This window comes from Brevibacillus sp. NRS-1366 (assembly GCF_050467985.1).
Window position 1 is genome coordinate 407,484 of the sequence record NZ_JBITPN010000022.1, and the last position, 14,028, is coordinate 421,511.

General features: G+C 47.5%; 15 protein-coding genes. All 15 read right to left on the bottom strand.

Annotated features, from left to right (window positions below):
* Positions 1-24: 24 nt before the first annotated feature.
* Positions 25-621, bottom strand: a complete 597-nt coding sequence (locus ACIFQN_RS18665; protein ID WP_429834525.1) for a dipicolinate synthase subunit B — start codon at positions 619-621, stop codon at positions 25-27.
* On the bottom strand, positions 618-1,517 hold the full coding sequence (dpsA, locus tag ACIFQN_RS18670; RefSeq protein ID WP_429834526.1) for a dipicolinate synthase subunit DpsA: 900 nt from the start codon (positions 1,515-1,517) through the stop codon (positions 618-620). The genes ACIFQN_RS18665 and dpsA overlap by 4 nt, the downstream gene beginning before the upstream one ends.
* A gap of 137 nt (positions 1,518-1,654) precedes the next feature.
* Positions 1,655-1,915 (bottom strand): YlmC/YmxH family sporulation protein, encoded by a 261-nt coding sequence (locus ACIFQN_RS18675; protein ID WP_429834527.1) that lies wholly within the window; start codon positions 1,913-1,915, stop codon positions 1,655-1,657.
* Between the two features lie 89 nt (positions 1,916-2,004).
* Complete coding sequence (locus ACIFQN_RS18680) at positions 2,005-3,258, bottom strand: M16 family metallopeptidase (protein WP_429834528.1); 1,254 nt, start codon at positions 3,256-3,258, stop codon at positions 2,005-2,007.
* A 116-nt stretch (positions 3,259-3,374) separates the two neighbouring features.
* Complete coding sequence (locus tag ACIFQN_RS18685) at positions 3,375-4,349, bottom strand: polysaccharide deacetylase family protein (RefSeq protein ID WP_429834529.1); 975 nt, start codon at positions 4,347-4,349, stop codon at positions 3,375-3,377.
* A gap of 135 nt (positions 4,350-4,484) precedes the next feature.
* Positions 4,485-6,623 carry a polyribonucleotide nucleotidyltransferase gene (locus ACIFQN_RS18690; protein WP_429834530.1) on the bottom strand — a complete coding sequence of 713 codons (2,139 nt, stop codon included), beginning with the start codon at positions 6,621-6,623 and terminating at the stop codon, positions 4,485-4,487.
* A 260-nt stretch (positions 6,624-6,883) separates the two neighbouring features.
* On the bottom strand, positions 6,884-7,153 hold the full coding sequence (gene rpsO / locus ACIFQN_RS18695) for a 30S ribosomal protein S15 (protein ID WP_213022800.1): 270 nt from the start codon (positions 7,151-7,153) through the stop codon (positions 6,884-6,886).
* Between the two features lie 133 nt (positions 7,154-7,286).
* Positions 7,287-8,228: a bifunctional riboflavin kinase/FAD synthetase gene (locus ACIFQN_RS18700; RefSeq protein WP_429834531.1), complete on the bottom strand. Its 942-nt coding sequence runs from the start codon at positions 8,226-8,228 to the stop codon at positions 7,287-7,289.
* A 2-nt stretch (positions 8,229-8,230) separates the two neighbouring features.
* Complete coding sequence (gene truB / locus ACIFQN_RS18705) at positions 8,231-9,157, bottom strand: tRNA pseudouridine(55) synthase TruB (RefSeq protein ID WP_429834532.1); 927 nt, start codon at positions 9,155-9,157, stop codon at positions 8,231-8,233.
* Positions 9,150-10,145 (bottom strand): DHH family phosphoesterase, encoded by a 996-nt coding sequence (locus tag ACIFQN_RS18710; RefSeq protein ID WP_429834533.1) that lies wholly within the window; start codon positions 10,143-10,145, stop codon positions 9,150-9,152. The genes truB and ACIFQN_RS18710 overlap by 8 nt, the downstream gene beginning before the upstream one ends.
* Positions 10,135-10,500: a 30S ribosome-binding factor RbfA gene (rbfA, locus tag ACIFQN_RS18715; RefSeq protein ID WP_429834534.1), complete on the bottom strand. Its 366-nt coding sequence runs from the start codon at positions 10,498-10,500 to the stop codon at positions 10,135-10,137. Before rbfA ends, ACIFQN_RS18710 begins: the two co-directional genes overlap by 11 nt.
* 24 nt (positions 10,501-10,524) lie before the next feature.
* Positions 10,525-10,806 (bottom strand): DUF503 domain-containing protein, encoded by a 282-nt coding sequence (locus ACIFQN_RS18720; protein WP_429834535.1) that lies wholly within the window; start codon positions 10,804-10,806, stop codon positions 10,525-10,527.
* Positions 10,806-13,418 (bottom strand): translation initiation factor IF-2, encoded by a 2,613-nt coding sequence (gene infB, locus ACIFQN_RS18725; protein WP_429834536.1) that lies wholly within the window; start codon positions 13,416-13,418, stop codon positions 10,806-10,808. Before infB ends, ACIFQN_RS18720 begins: the two co-directional genes overlap by 1 nt.
* Before the next feature lie 22 nt (positions 13,419-13,440).
* Positions 13,441-13,740: a YlxQ family RNA-binding protein gene (locus ACIFQN_RS18730; protein WP_429834538.1), complete on the bottom strand. Its 300-nt coding sequence runs from the start codon at positions 13,738-13,740 to the stop codon at positions 13,441-13,443.
* The gene (rnpM, locus tag ACIFQN_RS18735) at positions 13,737-14,027 is read right to left on the bottom strand and encodes an RNase P modulator RnpM (RefSeq protein WP_429834539.1); all 291 of its coding nucleotides are present in this window, start codon (positions 14,025-14,027) and stop codon (positions 13,737-13,739) included. The genes ACIFQN_RS18730 and rnpM overlap by 4 nt, the downstream gene beginning before the upstream one ends.
* Position 14,028 lies beyond the last annotated feature (1 nt).

Genomic DNA, 14,028 nt, shown 5'->3' on the forward strand with positions numbered 1-14,028 from the left:
TTAATTGGTTTTTTCTGTAGTCTTTTAGTAGTTGAATCTCTCGATGAGCAAGGGTTGCAGTTGTCGACCTTCCATGGCAGCTCCACATGTCTCAAGCAATAGATCCATGCGTGCAACTAGCGAGTTTGGCTTTTTATCAGGAGCGTCTTGCCCGAACGGAACGAAATAAATGTTCTTCGCAGCCAACAGCTTGGCAATATTGGCTGCATTTAATCCCAGACCATCATTGGTGGAGATTGCAAGTACGACTGGTCGCAAGTTACGCATCGTCGCTTTGGCAGCCATCAAAACAGCACTGTCCGTAATGGCATTAGCCAAACGACTCGTTGTACTGCCTGTGCATGGCGCAATCAACATGACATCTAACAGCTTAGAGGGGCCCAGCGGTTCCGCTTGGGGAATCGTAGAAATCAGCTCTTCTCCTGTTAAATCTTTTATCTGTTGCTGCCAGCTTTGAGATGTACCAAAACGGGTATCCGTAGTCATAATCGTATTCGAAACGATCGGAACCACCCGGGCCCCAGCATCTACGAACCGCTTTATTTGCGGCATGGTTTCCTCTAAGGTACAATGCGAGCCTGCCAACCCAAAACCAATGGTCTTTCCCTGAAGTATACTCATGCCCTATCCCCCCTGGTTATCCTTTGCTCCGCAATAAGACGAGACAATGTTTGGGCTAGGATTTGTCCTGCGGTCTTTGGTGCAACGATACCAGGTAGTCCGGGAGCGAGAAGCGCTTTGATGCCTCGTCTTTCGGCATAACGAAAATCAGTGCCCCCCGGCTTGGATGCGAGGTCAAGAATAAACGCCGATTGTGGCATCTGAGCGATAACTTCTGCAGTCAGTAAAACTTCTGGGATGGTATTAAAAATGAAATCAGCATTCGTCACCTGGTGCCTTACGTCGCTTATATGGAAGGGAGTCAATCCCATCTCATAAATGCGTGCCAAGTGTTCCTGACGCCTAGCCCCCACTCTCACTCGCGCTCCCAAAGCATGCAGCGCCCGGGCCATGGACAAACCAGTACGACCTAATCCCAAGACAATTGACTGTGATCCATGAATCGTAATATCCGTATTCTGAATCGCCATCATGAGTGCTCCCTCCACTGTCGGGATGGAGTTATAGATAGCTACGTCGTCACGATCCAGCAATTCCACCAAAGGAATCTGTTTAGGAGCCAACAGCTTTTTTAGGTACGACTTTGCCATTCCCGTATAAACTACGCAATGCTTCGGCAAGCTGGCTACGTGCGCATCTTGCAGTTGCAGTTGTTTGGAACAAAAGATGCTTTCCACAAAGCCTTGGTCATCAGTCCCTACGATGGGAAGGATGAGGGCGTCAACGTCTTTCAACACATCGCATGTTAATGGTTTCTTCGTTGCCCCTGTAAAATTGCTTTCAAGGTTGTCGAAGCCAACTAACGTGACGCTAGCATCCAGTTGTATACAATGCTTGATTACTTCCAACTGGCGAGCGTCTCCGCCGATGAAGGCAACATGTATGCCCGTTAGCATGCTGCGTTCCCCTTTCCACACATTTTACTGCATTAAATGATCGAAACGCAAAGGTTTTCCATTTGAAAAAGTTGACTGAAATCCATGCGGTCTACCCCCATCCTATTCGTTTCCCAATCGTTAGGTGACAGTGGAGCCTACTTTTGAGAAGCTTGTGTCTCCTGTTGATTTAATTGGATGATGACCATGTCGGGCCCAATTTTTACAATCGCGCTCCACGGTATGACAATATCCTCTCGTTTCTTGCCCAATCCGAAAAAGCTGCCTCCCGGTAAAATAATGGATTGTATACTTCCGTTTTCCGCTTGGATAACTAGGTCTGAATTGCTGATCACACCCATCCGTTCTCCTGTATCTAAACCAATGATTTCTTTGCCTCCCAGCTCACTCAAACGCATTTCTTTACCCCCTTTGTCCTTTTGATTTACTGTTGATATACGCAAAAAAATCCGGCCTATGCCGGATTTTTGCAGTTCACGTTTTGCTTCTATAAAAGGATATCGTTTTTTACATTTTCAGGGAAGCCTTCTAGCGGACTCACCATTGCCATGGCCAACTTGGAACGGAAAAGTTGCTGGGCAACAGCATGCACGGACTCGTGAGATACGCGGTCAATCTTTGCAATCATCTCATCCAACGTAAGATGACGTCCGAGCAGCAGTTCATTCTTACCAAGACGGCTCATGCGACTGTTTGTGCTCTCCAAGCTGAGCATCAAACTTCCTTTCAACTGCTCCTTGCCTTTGTTCAACTCTTTATCCGTAATTCCGTGATCCGCTACATCCCGAAGCACATGCGATACAATATCGAATACCTGACTGACATGTTCTGACGCTGTACCCGTGTAAACAGTAAAGGTTCCTGCCTCTTGGTAAGAAGAATGGTAGGAATAAACGGAGTAAGCCAGACCTCTTTCTTCCCGAATTTCTTGGAAGAGTCGCGAGCTCATACTGCCGCCCAGCACGTTATTCAATAAAATGAGGGAATACACCTCGGGATGTCCTACCTGGAAGCCCGGGAGTGAGATGCATAGGTGCGCCTGTTCAGTCGTTTTTTGCTGAGCCATGACATTTGCCGCAAAATCTGGCGTGGAGAGCGTTGCAGCATTCGATGAACGGCTGAAAGCGGAGAAACGTTTTTCGATTTCTTCAATCAAACTATCCTCAAAGTTACCTGCTACCGTGATCACTGTGTTTGTAGGTAAATACCGTTGATCAATGTAGGTGATCAAATCATCCCGCTTGAGACTCTTCAGGACATCCTCTGTGCCTAAGATGGAATACCCCAATGGATGTTTGCTATAAGAAGCTTGGGCGATCAGGTCATGAACGAGATCATCTGGCGTATCTTCGTACATGCTGATTTCTTCAATGACTACATTTTTTTCTTTTTCCAGCTCTTCCGGGTCAAACACAGAGTTGAAGTACATATCTGAAAGAACGTCTAACGCGATCGGCGCATGCTGATCGAGCACACGCGCATAGTAGCAGGTGTACTCTTTGGACGTAAAGGCATTTACATTACCGCCGATCTCGTCAAAGGTTTCCGCAATTTCTTTGGCGGAACGGGTAGTTGTGCCCTTGAAAAACATATGCTCCAGAAAATGGGAAATCCCGTTATTCAGATCGTTTTCATATTTCGAACCGGTCCCGACCCAGATGCCTAGTGCAACAGAGCGAACTGATGGAATCTTCTCCGTTACGATTCTAAGACCGTTTTCACATGTATGACGTAGTATCACGTAAATCCTCCTCAGCTGATCATCTTTCTCTATCCAAACTTCAGGGAAATTGTAGGAAACACGTTTAACTATAGCAAACTTCCCTTGTCTCCACAACAAATGATCACGTTTTCACTCTACGGTAGACGGGCGCTTGAAATCACTTCAGAAACGGTTGTTGGCACAAGTCCCTTTTGCTTGGCGATGGTCAATAGCTGATCCAGACTTGCTTCGGAAGCTGCAGTCGGGTGCATTAGCACAAGCACTCCATTCCCCATTAAACGTGAGATTTTCTTGATGACATAAGCGGGAGATGGTTTTTGCCAATCTACTGTATCTGCAGTCCACATAATCGTTTGCATTTCAAAAGGGGATTTGGCTATTTGGACCACTCTTTGATTAAACGAACCTGAAGGTGGTGCAAAGAGAGTGGGTTTTATTCCTAGTGTATTGTAAATTACTTCTTGTGTCCGATTGATTTCCTGATGAATTCGCTGCACACCCAGTGTTTTCATATCTGGATGGGAATAGGCGTGATTTCCGATTTCGTGTCCGCGTGCTGCGATCTTTTTAGCCTCTTCCGGGTATCTTTTTACCCATGAGCCATCCAGGAAAAACGTGGTCTTAACCTTGTGTTTGTCCAATGTGTCCAGCATAGAGTCGAGATACTCATTGCCCCAAGCCACGTTAATCATGAAAGAAATCGCAGGTTTTTTCGGATTACCGCGATAAATTGGTAACACTCCCAGTTGATCATGCGAGACGGCAGGTGTAATTTCCTTGTATACCATCATGCCGGGATTCGCCGCTCCTGCTGCCAGCATCTTGTTAACAGAGGCTTCTACATCCACTATACGGCCGTTATAGCCAGGAACTGCAGAGTTCCAGTCTTTGTCAAAAACAGCGTCAACAGGCAATTCTTCCCTGCCTTCTTTCCACTTTTCAATCAGACTCACAAGCCGTGCTCGCTCATCAAGGGTGCTATCCGCTGTCACAACCTGTTTATTCTTGACGACGCTTATGTAATGCTGGATAGGCTGATAATTTAGCATGAGAACGAGTAATGCCGCACAACCGATCGTAAACCAAAGTCTGCTCTGTTTACCTATCATTGGAGCGCTCGTCACCTCCCGAACGTACAAGTCTCTCTTTGTCCAATGTATGAACGGGAAGGCTTTCTTAGACGAAAAAAGAAAAAAGCTTCCGTACGCGAATTTCTTCGAGTGACGAAGCCTTTTGCTTGTATCTTATTCTGCTTGTGTAGGAGCGGAAGTCGCTTCTCCGGCAGCAGCAGCCTGCTCTTTCAAAACTGCTTTGCGGGAGAGATTAATCCGACCTTGGTCGTCGATCTCCGTTACTTTTACTTGTACCTTATCTCCGACAGCGACAACATCCTCTGTCTTCGCAACGCGCTCTTCAGCAAGCTGGGAAATATGGCACAGACCTTCTTTTCCTGCGAACAATTCGATGAATGCCCCGTATTTCTCCACGCGTTTGACTGTTCCCAAATAAATTTGGCCTACAGCAACTTCACGTACCAAGTCTTCGATGATTTGTTTCGCACGCAGGTTTGCTTCTTGGTTGACGGATGCAATAAATACGCGCCCGTCTTGTTCGATATCAATTTTGACGCCAGTTTCCTCGATAATTTTGTTGATGACACGACCTTGTGGTCCAATCACGTCACGGATTTTCTCCGGATTGATGGTCATGGTCATGATTTTTGGTGCGTATGGAGAGAGGTCTTTACGCGGCTCGGAAATGGTGCTCATCATGTGCTTCAAGATGTGCAGGCGTCCTTCGCGGGCTTGGTCCAATGCCATTTCCAAAATTTCACGATTGATACCGGAAATCTTGATATCCATCTGAATGGCAGTTACACCCGCTTCCGTACCGGCAACTTTAAAGTCCATGTCGCCCAAATGGTCTTCCATACCTTGGATATCAGTCAAGATCGAGAAGGATTTCTCATCTTTGCTCATAATCAATCCCATAGCGATACCAGCGACCGGTGCTTTAATTGGCACACCAGCATCCATCAAGGCTAGTACACTCGCACAAATCGACGCTTGTGAGGTTGAACCGTTGGATTCAATTACTTCCGAAACCAAACGAATCGTGTATGGGAATTCAATCTCAGATGGAATGATTGGCTCGATTGCACGCTCACCCAAAGCTCCGTGACCAATTTCCCGACGTCCTGGAGGACGCAACGGACGGGCTTCACCAACGCTGTACGGAGGGAAATTGTAATGGTGCATAAAGCGTTTGGATTCTTCCAATCCCAAACCATCCAGAATTTGGACATCACCCAGTGCTCCCAGTGTGCAAATGCTAAGCGCTTGTGTTTGTCCACGTGTAAACATACCCGATCCGTGCGTACGAGAAAGGATATTTACTTCACTGGAAAGCGGACGAATTTCTCCTAAAGCTCGTCCATCTGGGCGAACTTTTTCATCTGTGATGAGTCGACGAACTTCATCTTTTACGATATTTCCAAGAACTTCTCCGATCATTTTTTCATGATCTGGATACAGAGCCGCGAAATGCTCCTTAGTCTCGGCCTTAATGTCATCAATGGCATCGTAACGAGCTTGCTTTTCTTCGATACGAACCGCTTCTTTCAGGCGAGCTTCCGCATATCCGCGTACAGCCTGATCAATCTCAGGGTCGACTTCATGCAGAATGACCTGCATTTTCTCCTTACCAATTTCAGCTACGATTTGGTTTTGGAATTCTACCAATTGCTTGATCACATCATGACCAGTCATGATGGCTTCGAGCATCACTGATTCAGGTACTTGGTTTGCAGCGGCTTCCACCATGTTGATGGCTTTATGCGTTCCTGCAACGACCAAGTGGATATCGCTTTTCTCAGCTTGCTCCACAGTAGGATTGATGATGAACTGGCCGTCGATACGTCCGACAATCACACCAGCAATTGGCCCTTCGAATGGAATTTCCGACACGCAAAGCGCAGCAGAAGTACCAATCATTGCAGCAATTTCTGGCGAGCAGTCTTGATCAACGGAAAGAACGGTATTCACGATTTGTACGTCGTTGCGGAATCCTTCTGCGAAAAGAGGACGGACAGGCCGGTCAATTAAACGGCTAGCCAGGATCGCCTTTTCGCTTGGGCGACCTTCTCTTTTTATGAAGCCGCCGGGAATTTTCCCAACCGCGTAGAGACGTTCCTCATAGTTGACAGTCAGCGGGAAGAAATCAAGAGCTTTTGGTTCCTTCGAGACTGTCACTGCAGACAGGATTGCCGTATCGCCGTACCTAACCAAGACCGAACCGTGCGCCTGTTTAGCCATTTTGCCAAATTCCAGGGTCAGTTTGCGGCCTGCCAGTTCGAAGTCATATGTACGGAATTGTTGCTCCATGATGCTAGCAGTCCTCCTTCACGACAATGTGCATGATCTACACTTTGTTTTCTACCTATATGTATTATTTCCTGCCGTGATAAAAATTAAATGGGTTCCTTTGGCAGTCTTTCTAGATATTAAAAAAAGCTTCCTTTGAAGCCATTTCAATAAACATTCCCTAATCGTTTAAGCGTTTCGGAAAGCTTAGCACACTCTTATGCTAAGCCCTCCTACACGAGAGAAAAAGCGGGGAGAACCCGCTTTTTACAAGACGCTGATTAGCGACGCAGACCCAGACGGTCTACTACCGAACGGTAGCGTTGAACATCTGATTCACGCAGGTATGTCAACAGATTGCGACGTTGACCTACCATTTTCAACAGACCACGACGGCTGTGGTGATCTTTTTTGTGCGTGCGCAAGTGTCCGTTCAGGTTGTTAATGTTTTCGGTCAAGATAGCGATTTGCACTTCCGGCGAACCGGTGTCGTTCTCATGAGTACGGAACTCTTGGATCAGCTCCGTTTTACGTTCTTGAGTCAATGCCATCATGACTCACCTCCTTATTTTGTATACCGTTAGCCGAGTCTGCCGTCGGTGAGTATCGGACAGCCAAGCTACGGTTATCTGTACAACGTTATGAATTATAGCATACCCTTTGTTTAAAAGCAAAGAGATTCCATTACGAGATTCCCTCAGCAAATTTTTGCTTCGCATTCTGAACATCGCGACCTATTTGAGCGATGAGCGCATCGACGCCAGCAAATTTTTGTTCCTCGCGAATATAAAAGAGGAATTCTACTTCTACTTCTTTGTCATAGATTTCACCAGAGAACTCGAAAATGTGCACTTCAAGTGACTTTTCTTTCTTCTCCAGCTCAAATGTCGGCTTGATTCCTACATTCATGACGCCAAAATAGCTTTTTTGATCAACAGTGAACCGAACGCCATATACCCCATTTTTTCCAATCAGGTATGGCTGGCTCACTCGTACGTTGGCCGTTGGAAATCCGATCGTCCGCCCCCGCTTGTCTCCATGCACCACTGTGCCACGTACTTTGTATGGACGGCCTAGCAAGTGACGCACCTGCTCCACATCTCCATGGTGCAAATACTCACGGATAATCGTGCTGCTTACTTTCTCACCCAGACGATTTACTGGACCTACGATGTCCAGTCCATAGCGGCCTTGGCTCATTTCCTGCAGCGTATGAGCCGTTCCCATTCCACGATGACCAAACGTATAATCAAACCCGACGACCACGTGACGGCAATTGAGCGGGATCATACACTCTGAAATGAAGTCCTCTGGGTAAACAGCCGCGAAGCCGATATCAAATTTCATGACGTAAGTGATGTCTACACCCATTTTTTCGAATTGCTCCAGCTTGTCCGCAAGCGGAGTGAGATAACGGGTATAACCGCTTTGTCCCAAAACTTCGCGCGGATGAGGATCAAAGGTTAGCACTATGCTCTGCCAACCGTTTGCCTTCGCTGTATCGATCGCTCTTTGAATCACACGGCGATGTCCAATATGTACGCCATCAAAATACCCCAATGCGATCGCACTGGGCGCTGGCTCTAAATCAGTTGGTAATGGATAGGTCAGCCAGATCGTTTTCACGGTTACACCTCTGCTGGAAAGACTTTTTCTGCTTTGGCGAACAGGCCTTTATCCCCACGGCACACACGATGGATTCCAAGTAAATCGTCACCTGAGAAGAGACAGATCAAGCTCCCTTCTTCTGCAGTGATTCCCGGAAGTGCAGTAGCAAGTCCATTTCGTACTGCTTTGGTTCGCTCCGGAGGTACTTGAAAGGACGGCAAAAACGAGATCGCCTGTGGGATTGAGACCAACCTTTGGAAAATTTCTTCCCCATCTGCAGCCTGCTGTTCCAATTGCTCTAGTGGGATCGAATCCCTTTCAACAAACGGGCCGCTTTTGATTCGCCTAAGCAGCTTCATATGGGCAGGATAACCCAGAGCTCGCCCCAGGTCAACACATAAGGTTCGCATATAGGTGCCTTTGGAGCACGTGCAGGTAAAGGCAATGTCAACCGTGTCACCCTCCACATGAATATCGTACAAAGTCAGCTCATACAGGGTAACTTTTCGTGCCTGACGCTCAATGACAGTACCTTCCCTGGCTAGATCGTAAAGCCGCTTTCCGTTAACCTTGACGGCAGAGTACATCGGCGGAACCTGCTCGATTTCTCCCAAAAATGAGTGCAGTAATTCTTTAACGCGCTCTTTCGTAATGGAAGCTGAATCTACAGCTGCATGCTCGATGACTTCACCTGATGCGTCCTCCGTAGTTGTAGAGGAGCCTAGTCTCATGACCACATCGTAGCGTTTCGGCAGCTCTTGCAAATACTCCACAAGTCTGGTTGCATGTCCCACACAAATCGGAAGTACACCTGTCACGTCTGGATCAAGTGTACCTGTATGCCCCACCTTTTTGGTACCATACAATCGACGTATTCGCGCTACGCAATCGTGGGAAGTCATACCTGCCGGCTTGTCGAGGACCAGCACGCCGTTCACGTTACTCATCAGTTTTCACTCCTACTGCTTCTTCCAGCACAAGACTTACTTTTTGCTTGACTTCCGGAAGTGATCCACGGATGGTACAACCTGCGGCTTTCGCATGACCACCACCGCCCAGCTGTTTGGCAATCACGGATACATCTACACGGTCACGTGCCCGCATACTCACCTTGACCACCCCAGGTTCTGACTCCACGAAAGAAACTCCAACCTCTACACCTTCGATGTTACGGCAATAGTTCACCAGTCCGCCTGCATCTTCACGTTCAGCACCGGTTTCCGCAAAGTCCGCTATGGAAACCGTGATCGTTGCGACCAGATTTTGATGGGAAAGCTGCAAGTTTTGGAGTGCGCGACGAAGAATCTTCACATGGGCAAAAGTGATCTCCTCCAGGCAGCGCTCGGCTACCTCACCAGGCTTAACACCATAGCTCAAGAGTCTTGACGCGATCTCCATTACCCGTGGGGAGGTATTGGAATAACGAAAACCACCTGTATCCGTCAACAGCCCCGTATAAATGCAGAGAGCAAGCTCTTCGTTAAAGGCTACGCCCAATTCTTCCGCGACTTCAAAAAGGATTTCGGCTGTCGCTGCTGCATCGGTACGAATGAGATTGACGGTACCAAATCCATCGTTGGTTGGATGATGGTCAATATTCAACAAGAGAGCTTCTGAACCAAATAAAGACCGTACATCGCCCATCCGCGACTCATCGGCACAGTCTACGGCGATTACGGCCCCGAACTTTTCGTCCAGCGGTTGCTTGCTCAAATTTCGCAGGCGGTCGAAACGCGGCAAGAAATGAAACTTACTTGGCGTTTCTCCCTCATTCACTACGACATAATCTTTACCTAATTGTTCCAAGATCAGCACAACTCCAAGTGCAGAACCTGTCGCATCACCATCTGGATTTACGTGAGAAAGAACCAGGAAGCGGTCATGCTCTCGCATAAAGCGGGCCGCTTCCAAGGTATATTGACGATTATGATTCATCCTGTTTTTCCTCGCCTGTAGAGATATCCCGCAGGATTGATTCAATTTTACTGCCGTAGTCGATCGACTCATCGAGCTTAAATACAAAATCCGGGATATGACGCAGCTTCACCCGTTTGCCAATTTCTGTACGCAAGTAACCTTTTGCTTTCGTCAAGCCCGATAGTGACGCCTTACGCTGCTCTTCACTGCCAAAAATGCTGACATACACCTTTGCCAACTGGAGATCACTGCTAACTTCCACATCAGTTACAGTGACAAAGCCAACTCGCGGGTCTTTTAAACCTCGTTGCAAAACGAGGCTCAGTTCTTTTTTTATTTCTTCACCTACGCGGCTAATCCGTGTCTTGTTCATCTGATTCCACCTCCACTGGCTGCATTAGTCGTAGTATTCCGTATCCACGTGAATCAACTCCACGCCGGGATGGATTTCCACTAGTCGCACCACAGCCTGCAATTCCTGTTGTATAAAGGATATTTCATTAGCAACGGCAGCGATACCTAAAACGGTACGCTGCCACTGCTCCTGATAAGCCACCTCTGCCACGGAGACATTAAACCGGCTCCGCAGCTTCCCAATCAGACTTTTGACGATGGCCCGTTTTTCTTTCAAATTTTGGCAAGAAGGCAGAAGCATTTCGATCTGCACCCCTGCTACCATTATTGCTTCACTTCAACCATGACGAATGCTTCGATTACGTCGCCAATCTTGAGATCATGGAAACGTTCCAGAGTCAAACCGCACTCATAGCCTGCTGCAACGTCTTTTGCATCGTCCTTGAAGCGTTTCAAGGTATCGAGCTTACCTTCGTAAATAACGATGCCTTCACGGATCAGGCGCGCGCCAGCATCACGGCTCAGTTTACCCTCAGTTACATAGCAACCGGCAATGTTACCGATTTTGGATACCTTGAACACTTCACGAATCTCTGCTTGACCGATGATGTTTTCTTTATAGACGGGATCCAGCATACCTTTCAGCGCTTGCTCGATCTCTTCAATTACAGTGTAGATAACACGGTGCAAGCGAATGTCGATCTTCTCTTGCTCAGCCATGCTACGTGCGTTTGGCTCAGGACGTACGTTGAAACCAATGATGATCGCATTCGATGCATTTGCGAGTGTCACATCGGACTCAGTAATTGCACCTGCACCCGTATGGATGATTTTCACGCGTGTACCATTGACCTCAATTTTTTCCAGAGAGCCTCGCAACGCTTCTACCGAACCTTGTACGTCCCCTTTTACAATCAGGTTCAGCTCTTTAATATCGCCTTCCTGAATGTGTTGGAAGAGATCATCAAGCGATACGCGTGTGTTTTCACGACGCTCGGATTCACGCTGTTTCGATGCACGTGCTTCACCAATCGCACGCGCTTTTTTCTCATCTTCAAAGACGCGGAACTGGTCACCCGCTTGTGGTACGTCATTCAGCCCTGTAATCTCCACAGGTGTTGAAGGACCCGCTTCTTTCAGGCGACGACCTTTGTCATTCACCATCGCACGAACGCGACCGTAAGCCGAACCTACTACGATTGGATCTCCTACACGCAGCGTACCTTGTTGAACCAGAATGGTTGCAACTGGACCGCGACCTTTGTCAAGCTCTGCCTCAACTACCGTACCACGGGCACGTTTATCTGGATTTGCTTTTAATTCTTGGACTTCGGAAACAAGCAGGATGTACTCCAGCAGTTCCTCAATCCCGGTACGTTGTTTTGCAGACAATGGTGAGAAGATCGTCTCGCCACCCCATTCTTCTGCAACCAATTCGTACTCAGTCAGTTCCTGTTTAATCCGATCCATGTTCGCTTCCGGTTTATCTATCTTGTTCACCGCTACAATGATCGGAACATTCGCTGCCTTCGCATGGCTGATCGCTTCTACGGTTTGTGGCATTACACCGTCATCCGCTGCAACTACCAGGATGGTAACGTCTGTAATTTGCGCACCACGCGCACGCATCGTTGTAAAGGCCGCGTGACCAGGTGTATCCAGGAACGTAATTTTCTTTCCTTTGATTTCTACCTGATAAGCACCGATATGTTGTGTAATACCGCCTGCTTCCCCTGCAACTACGTTTGTAGAGCGAATCGCATCGAGCAAAGTCGTTTTTCCGTGGTCAACGTGACCCATGATGGTTACAACTGGTGGACGCTCAAGGAGTGTTTCAGGTGCATCTACTTCTTCCAACGTTTCGAAGTTCGTTTCATCGATTACGATTTTTTCTTCTACTTCGATGTTGTATTCAGTACACACCAGCTCGATGGCATCGCGATCCAAATATTGGTTGATCGTAGCCATGATCCCCAAATTAAACAACTTTTTGATGACTTCAGCCGGTTCTTTGCGCAGTTTAAGTGCGAGTTCATTAACCGTCAAAGAATCAGTGAACGTAATCTTCGTTGGTGGCTCCAATACAGGACGCGGCGCTTTTTGTTGTCCACGCGAATTATTTCCACGGCGATTGTTCTGATTACGGTTGTTCCCACCACGGAATGGTTGGCTCTTTTTATTGTCTTCAAACGTTTTTTGGGTTTGCGGTCCTTTTTTGATCTTCTCGCGCTTTTCCATTCCAACGTTTGTAGGAAGTTTTACTTTATCCTCAAAGTCTTCACCTGTACGCCCCTCTGTTTGAGCAGCAGCAGGAGGTTGTTGATTTTGAGGACGCTGCTGATTTTGAGGTCGCTGCTGATTTTGAGGACGTTGTTGGTTTTGTTGATTTTGTTGGTTTTGTGGTCTTTGTTGATTCTGTGGTCTCTGTTGGTTTTGCGTCTGTGGCTTACGGTCAGTCGGTTTTGCGGGTTGACTTCTCATATTGTTTGGTTTTCTCTCCTGATTCTTCCCCTGATTTTTTCCATGTTGAGGACTGTTTTGATCGGAACGGTTGCCACTTGGGCTGTTACTAGCTGGACGATTGTTACCCGGGCTGCTTCCTCCACGATCACGATCTGCCGAACGGTCACTTCTCAGTTGTTCTGATGGTTGACCTTGGCCCGGTTGCTGCTGGGGCCTTATCTGTTGTCCTCTGGAGTCGTTGGGGCGTCGTTGATCGTCCGTTTGCTTTGGTCTTGTATCGACAGGCGTACTGCGTTGTTCCGGCTTGGAGCCCGAGCGCAGTTTGGCCATGTGATCCTCGATCCGCTTGATCGTCCCTTCTTCCAAGATACTCATATGATTCGCTACTTCTATGTTCAAACGCTTTAGCAAATTGAGGATTTCTTTACTGCTCATGTTGTGCTGTTTGGCATATTCATACACACGTGTCTTCAATAGATCTTCACCCTTTCGAAAGTTAGGTGAGCAGACGCTGAATGCTTTCGGCCAATTTCCCATCGGTTACCGCCACAGTAACGCGCCCATCTTTTCCGATTGCGTGTCCCAGTGAATGTCGGTCGCCAGTGGTTACACACGAAACACCGTAATAGGAACATTTATCCTTTACTTTTTTAGCGGTATTCTCAGATGCATCGCCTGCGAGCAATACGAGGTGAGCCTGGCCGTTACGTACTGCTGCAATGACCTGCTCTTCTCCAGTAGTGACCTTTCTTGCGCGCATAGCCAACCCGAGTAATTGAGCTGCTTTTGGGATCATTGTCCCATCATCTCCAGCCATTTTTCACGGAAAGCATCATATTTTTCTTGGGAGATGGACATATTGAGGGCACGTTCCAGCACTTTTTTCCACTTTCCCGATGCGAACGTATCCGGCTTCAGACAGCTTTCCTGCCGACACACATAGGTACCGCGTCCTGCCGCCTTTCCCGTCAGATCAATGATGATCTCTTCGTCTGGCGTCCGGACCACGCGGATTAATTCCTTTTTTGGGAACATTCCTTGGCAAACAATGCATTTACGCAAAGGGATTTTTTTTTGCTTCATG

Bases quoted from the DNA above. Each gene is read 5' to 3' on its own strand.
- rnpM (WP_429834539.1), bottom strand. From the start codon at position 14,027: ATGAAGCAAAAAAAAATCCCTTTGCGTAAATGCATTGTTTGCCAAGGA.
- rbfA (WP_429834534.1), bottom strand. From the start codon at position 10,500: ATGAACAAGACACGGATTAGCCGCGTAGGTGAAGAAATAAAAAAAGAA.
- truB (WP_429834532.1), bottom strand. From the start codon at position 9,157: ATGAGTAACGTGAACGGCGTGCTGGTCCTCGACAAGCCGGCAGGTATG.
- ACIFQN_RS18710 (WP_429834533.1), bottom strand. From the start codon at position 10,145: ATGAATCATAATCGTCAATATACCTTGGAAGCGGCCCGCTTTATGCGA.
- ACIFQN_RS18685 (WP_429834529.1), bottom strand. From the start codon at position 4,349: ATGATAGGTAAACAGAGCAGACTTTGGTTTACGATCGGTTGTGCGGCA.
- ACIFQN_RS18665 (WP_429834525.1), bottom strand. From the start codon at position 621: ATGAGTATACTTCAGGGAAAGACCATTGGTTTTGGGTTGGCAGGCTCG.
- ACIFQN_RS18730 (WP_429834538.1), bottom strand. From the start codon at position 13,740: ATGATCCCAAAAGCAGCTCAATTACTCGGGTTGGCTATGCGCGCAAGA.
- dpsA (WP_429834526.1), bottom strand. From the start codon at position 1,517: ATGCTAACGGGCATACATGTTGCCTTCATCGGCGGAGACGCTCGCCAG.
- ACIFQN_RS18675 (WP_429834527.1), bottom strand. From the start codon at position 1,915: ATGCGTTTGAGTGAGCTGGGAGGCAAAGAAATCATTGGTTTAGATACA.
- rpsO (WP_213022800.1), bottom strand. From the start codon at position 7,153: ATGGCATTGACTCAAGAACGTAAAACGGAGCTGATCCAAGAGTTCCGT.
- ACIFQN_RS18720 (WP_429834535.1), bottom strand. From the start codon at position 10,806: ATGGTAGCAGGGGTGCAGATCGAAATGCTTCTGCCTTCTTGCCAAAAT.
- ACIFQN_RS18690 (WP_429834530.1), bottom strand. From the start codon at position 6,623: ATGGAGCAACAATTCCGTACATATGACTTCGAACTGGCAGGCCGCAAA.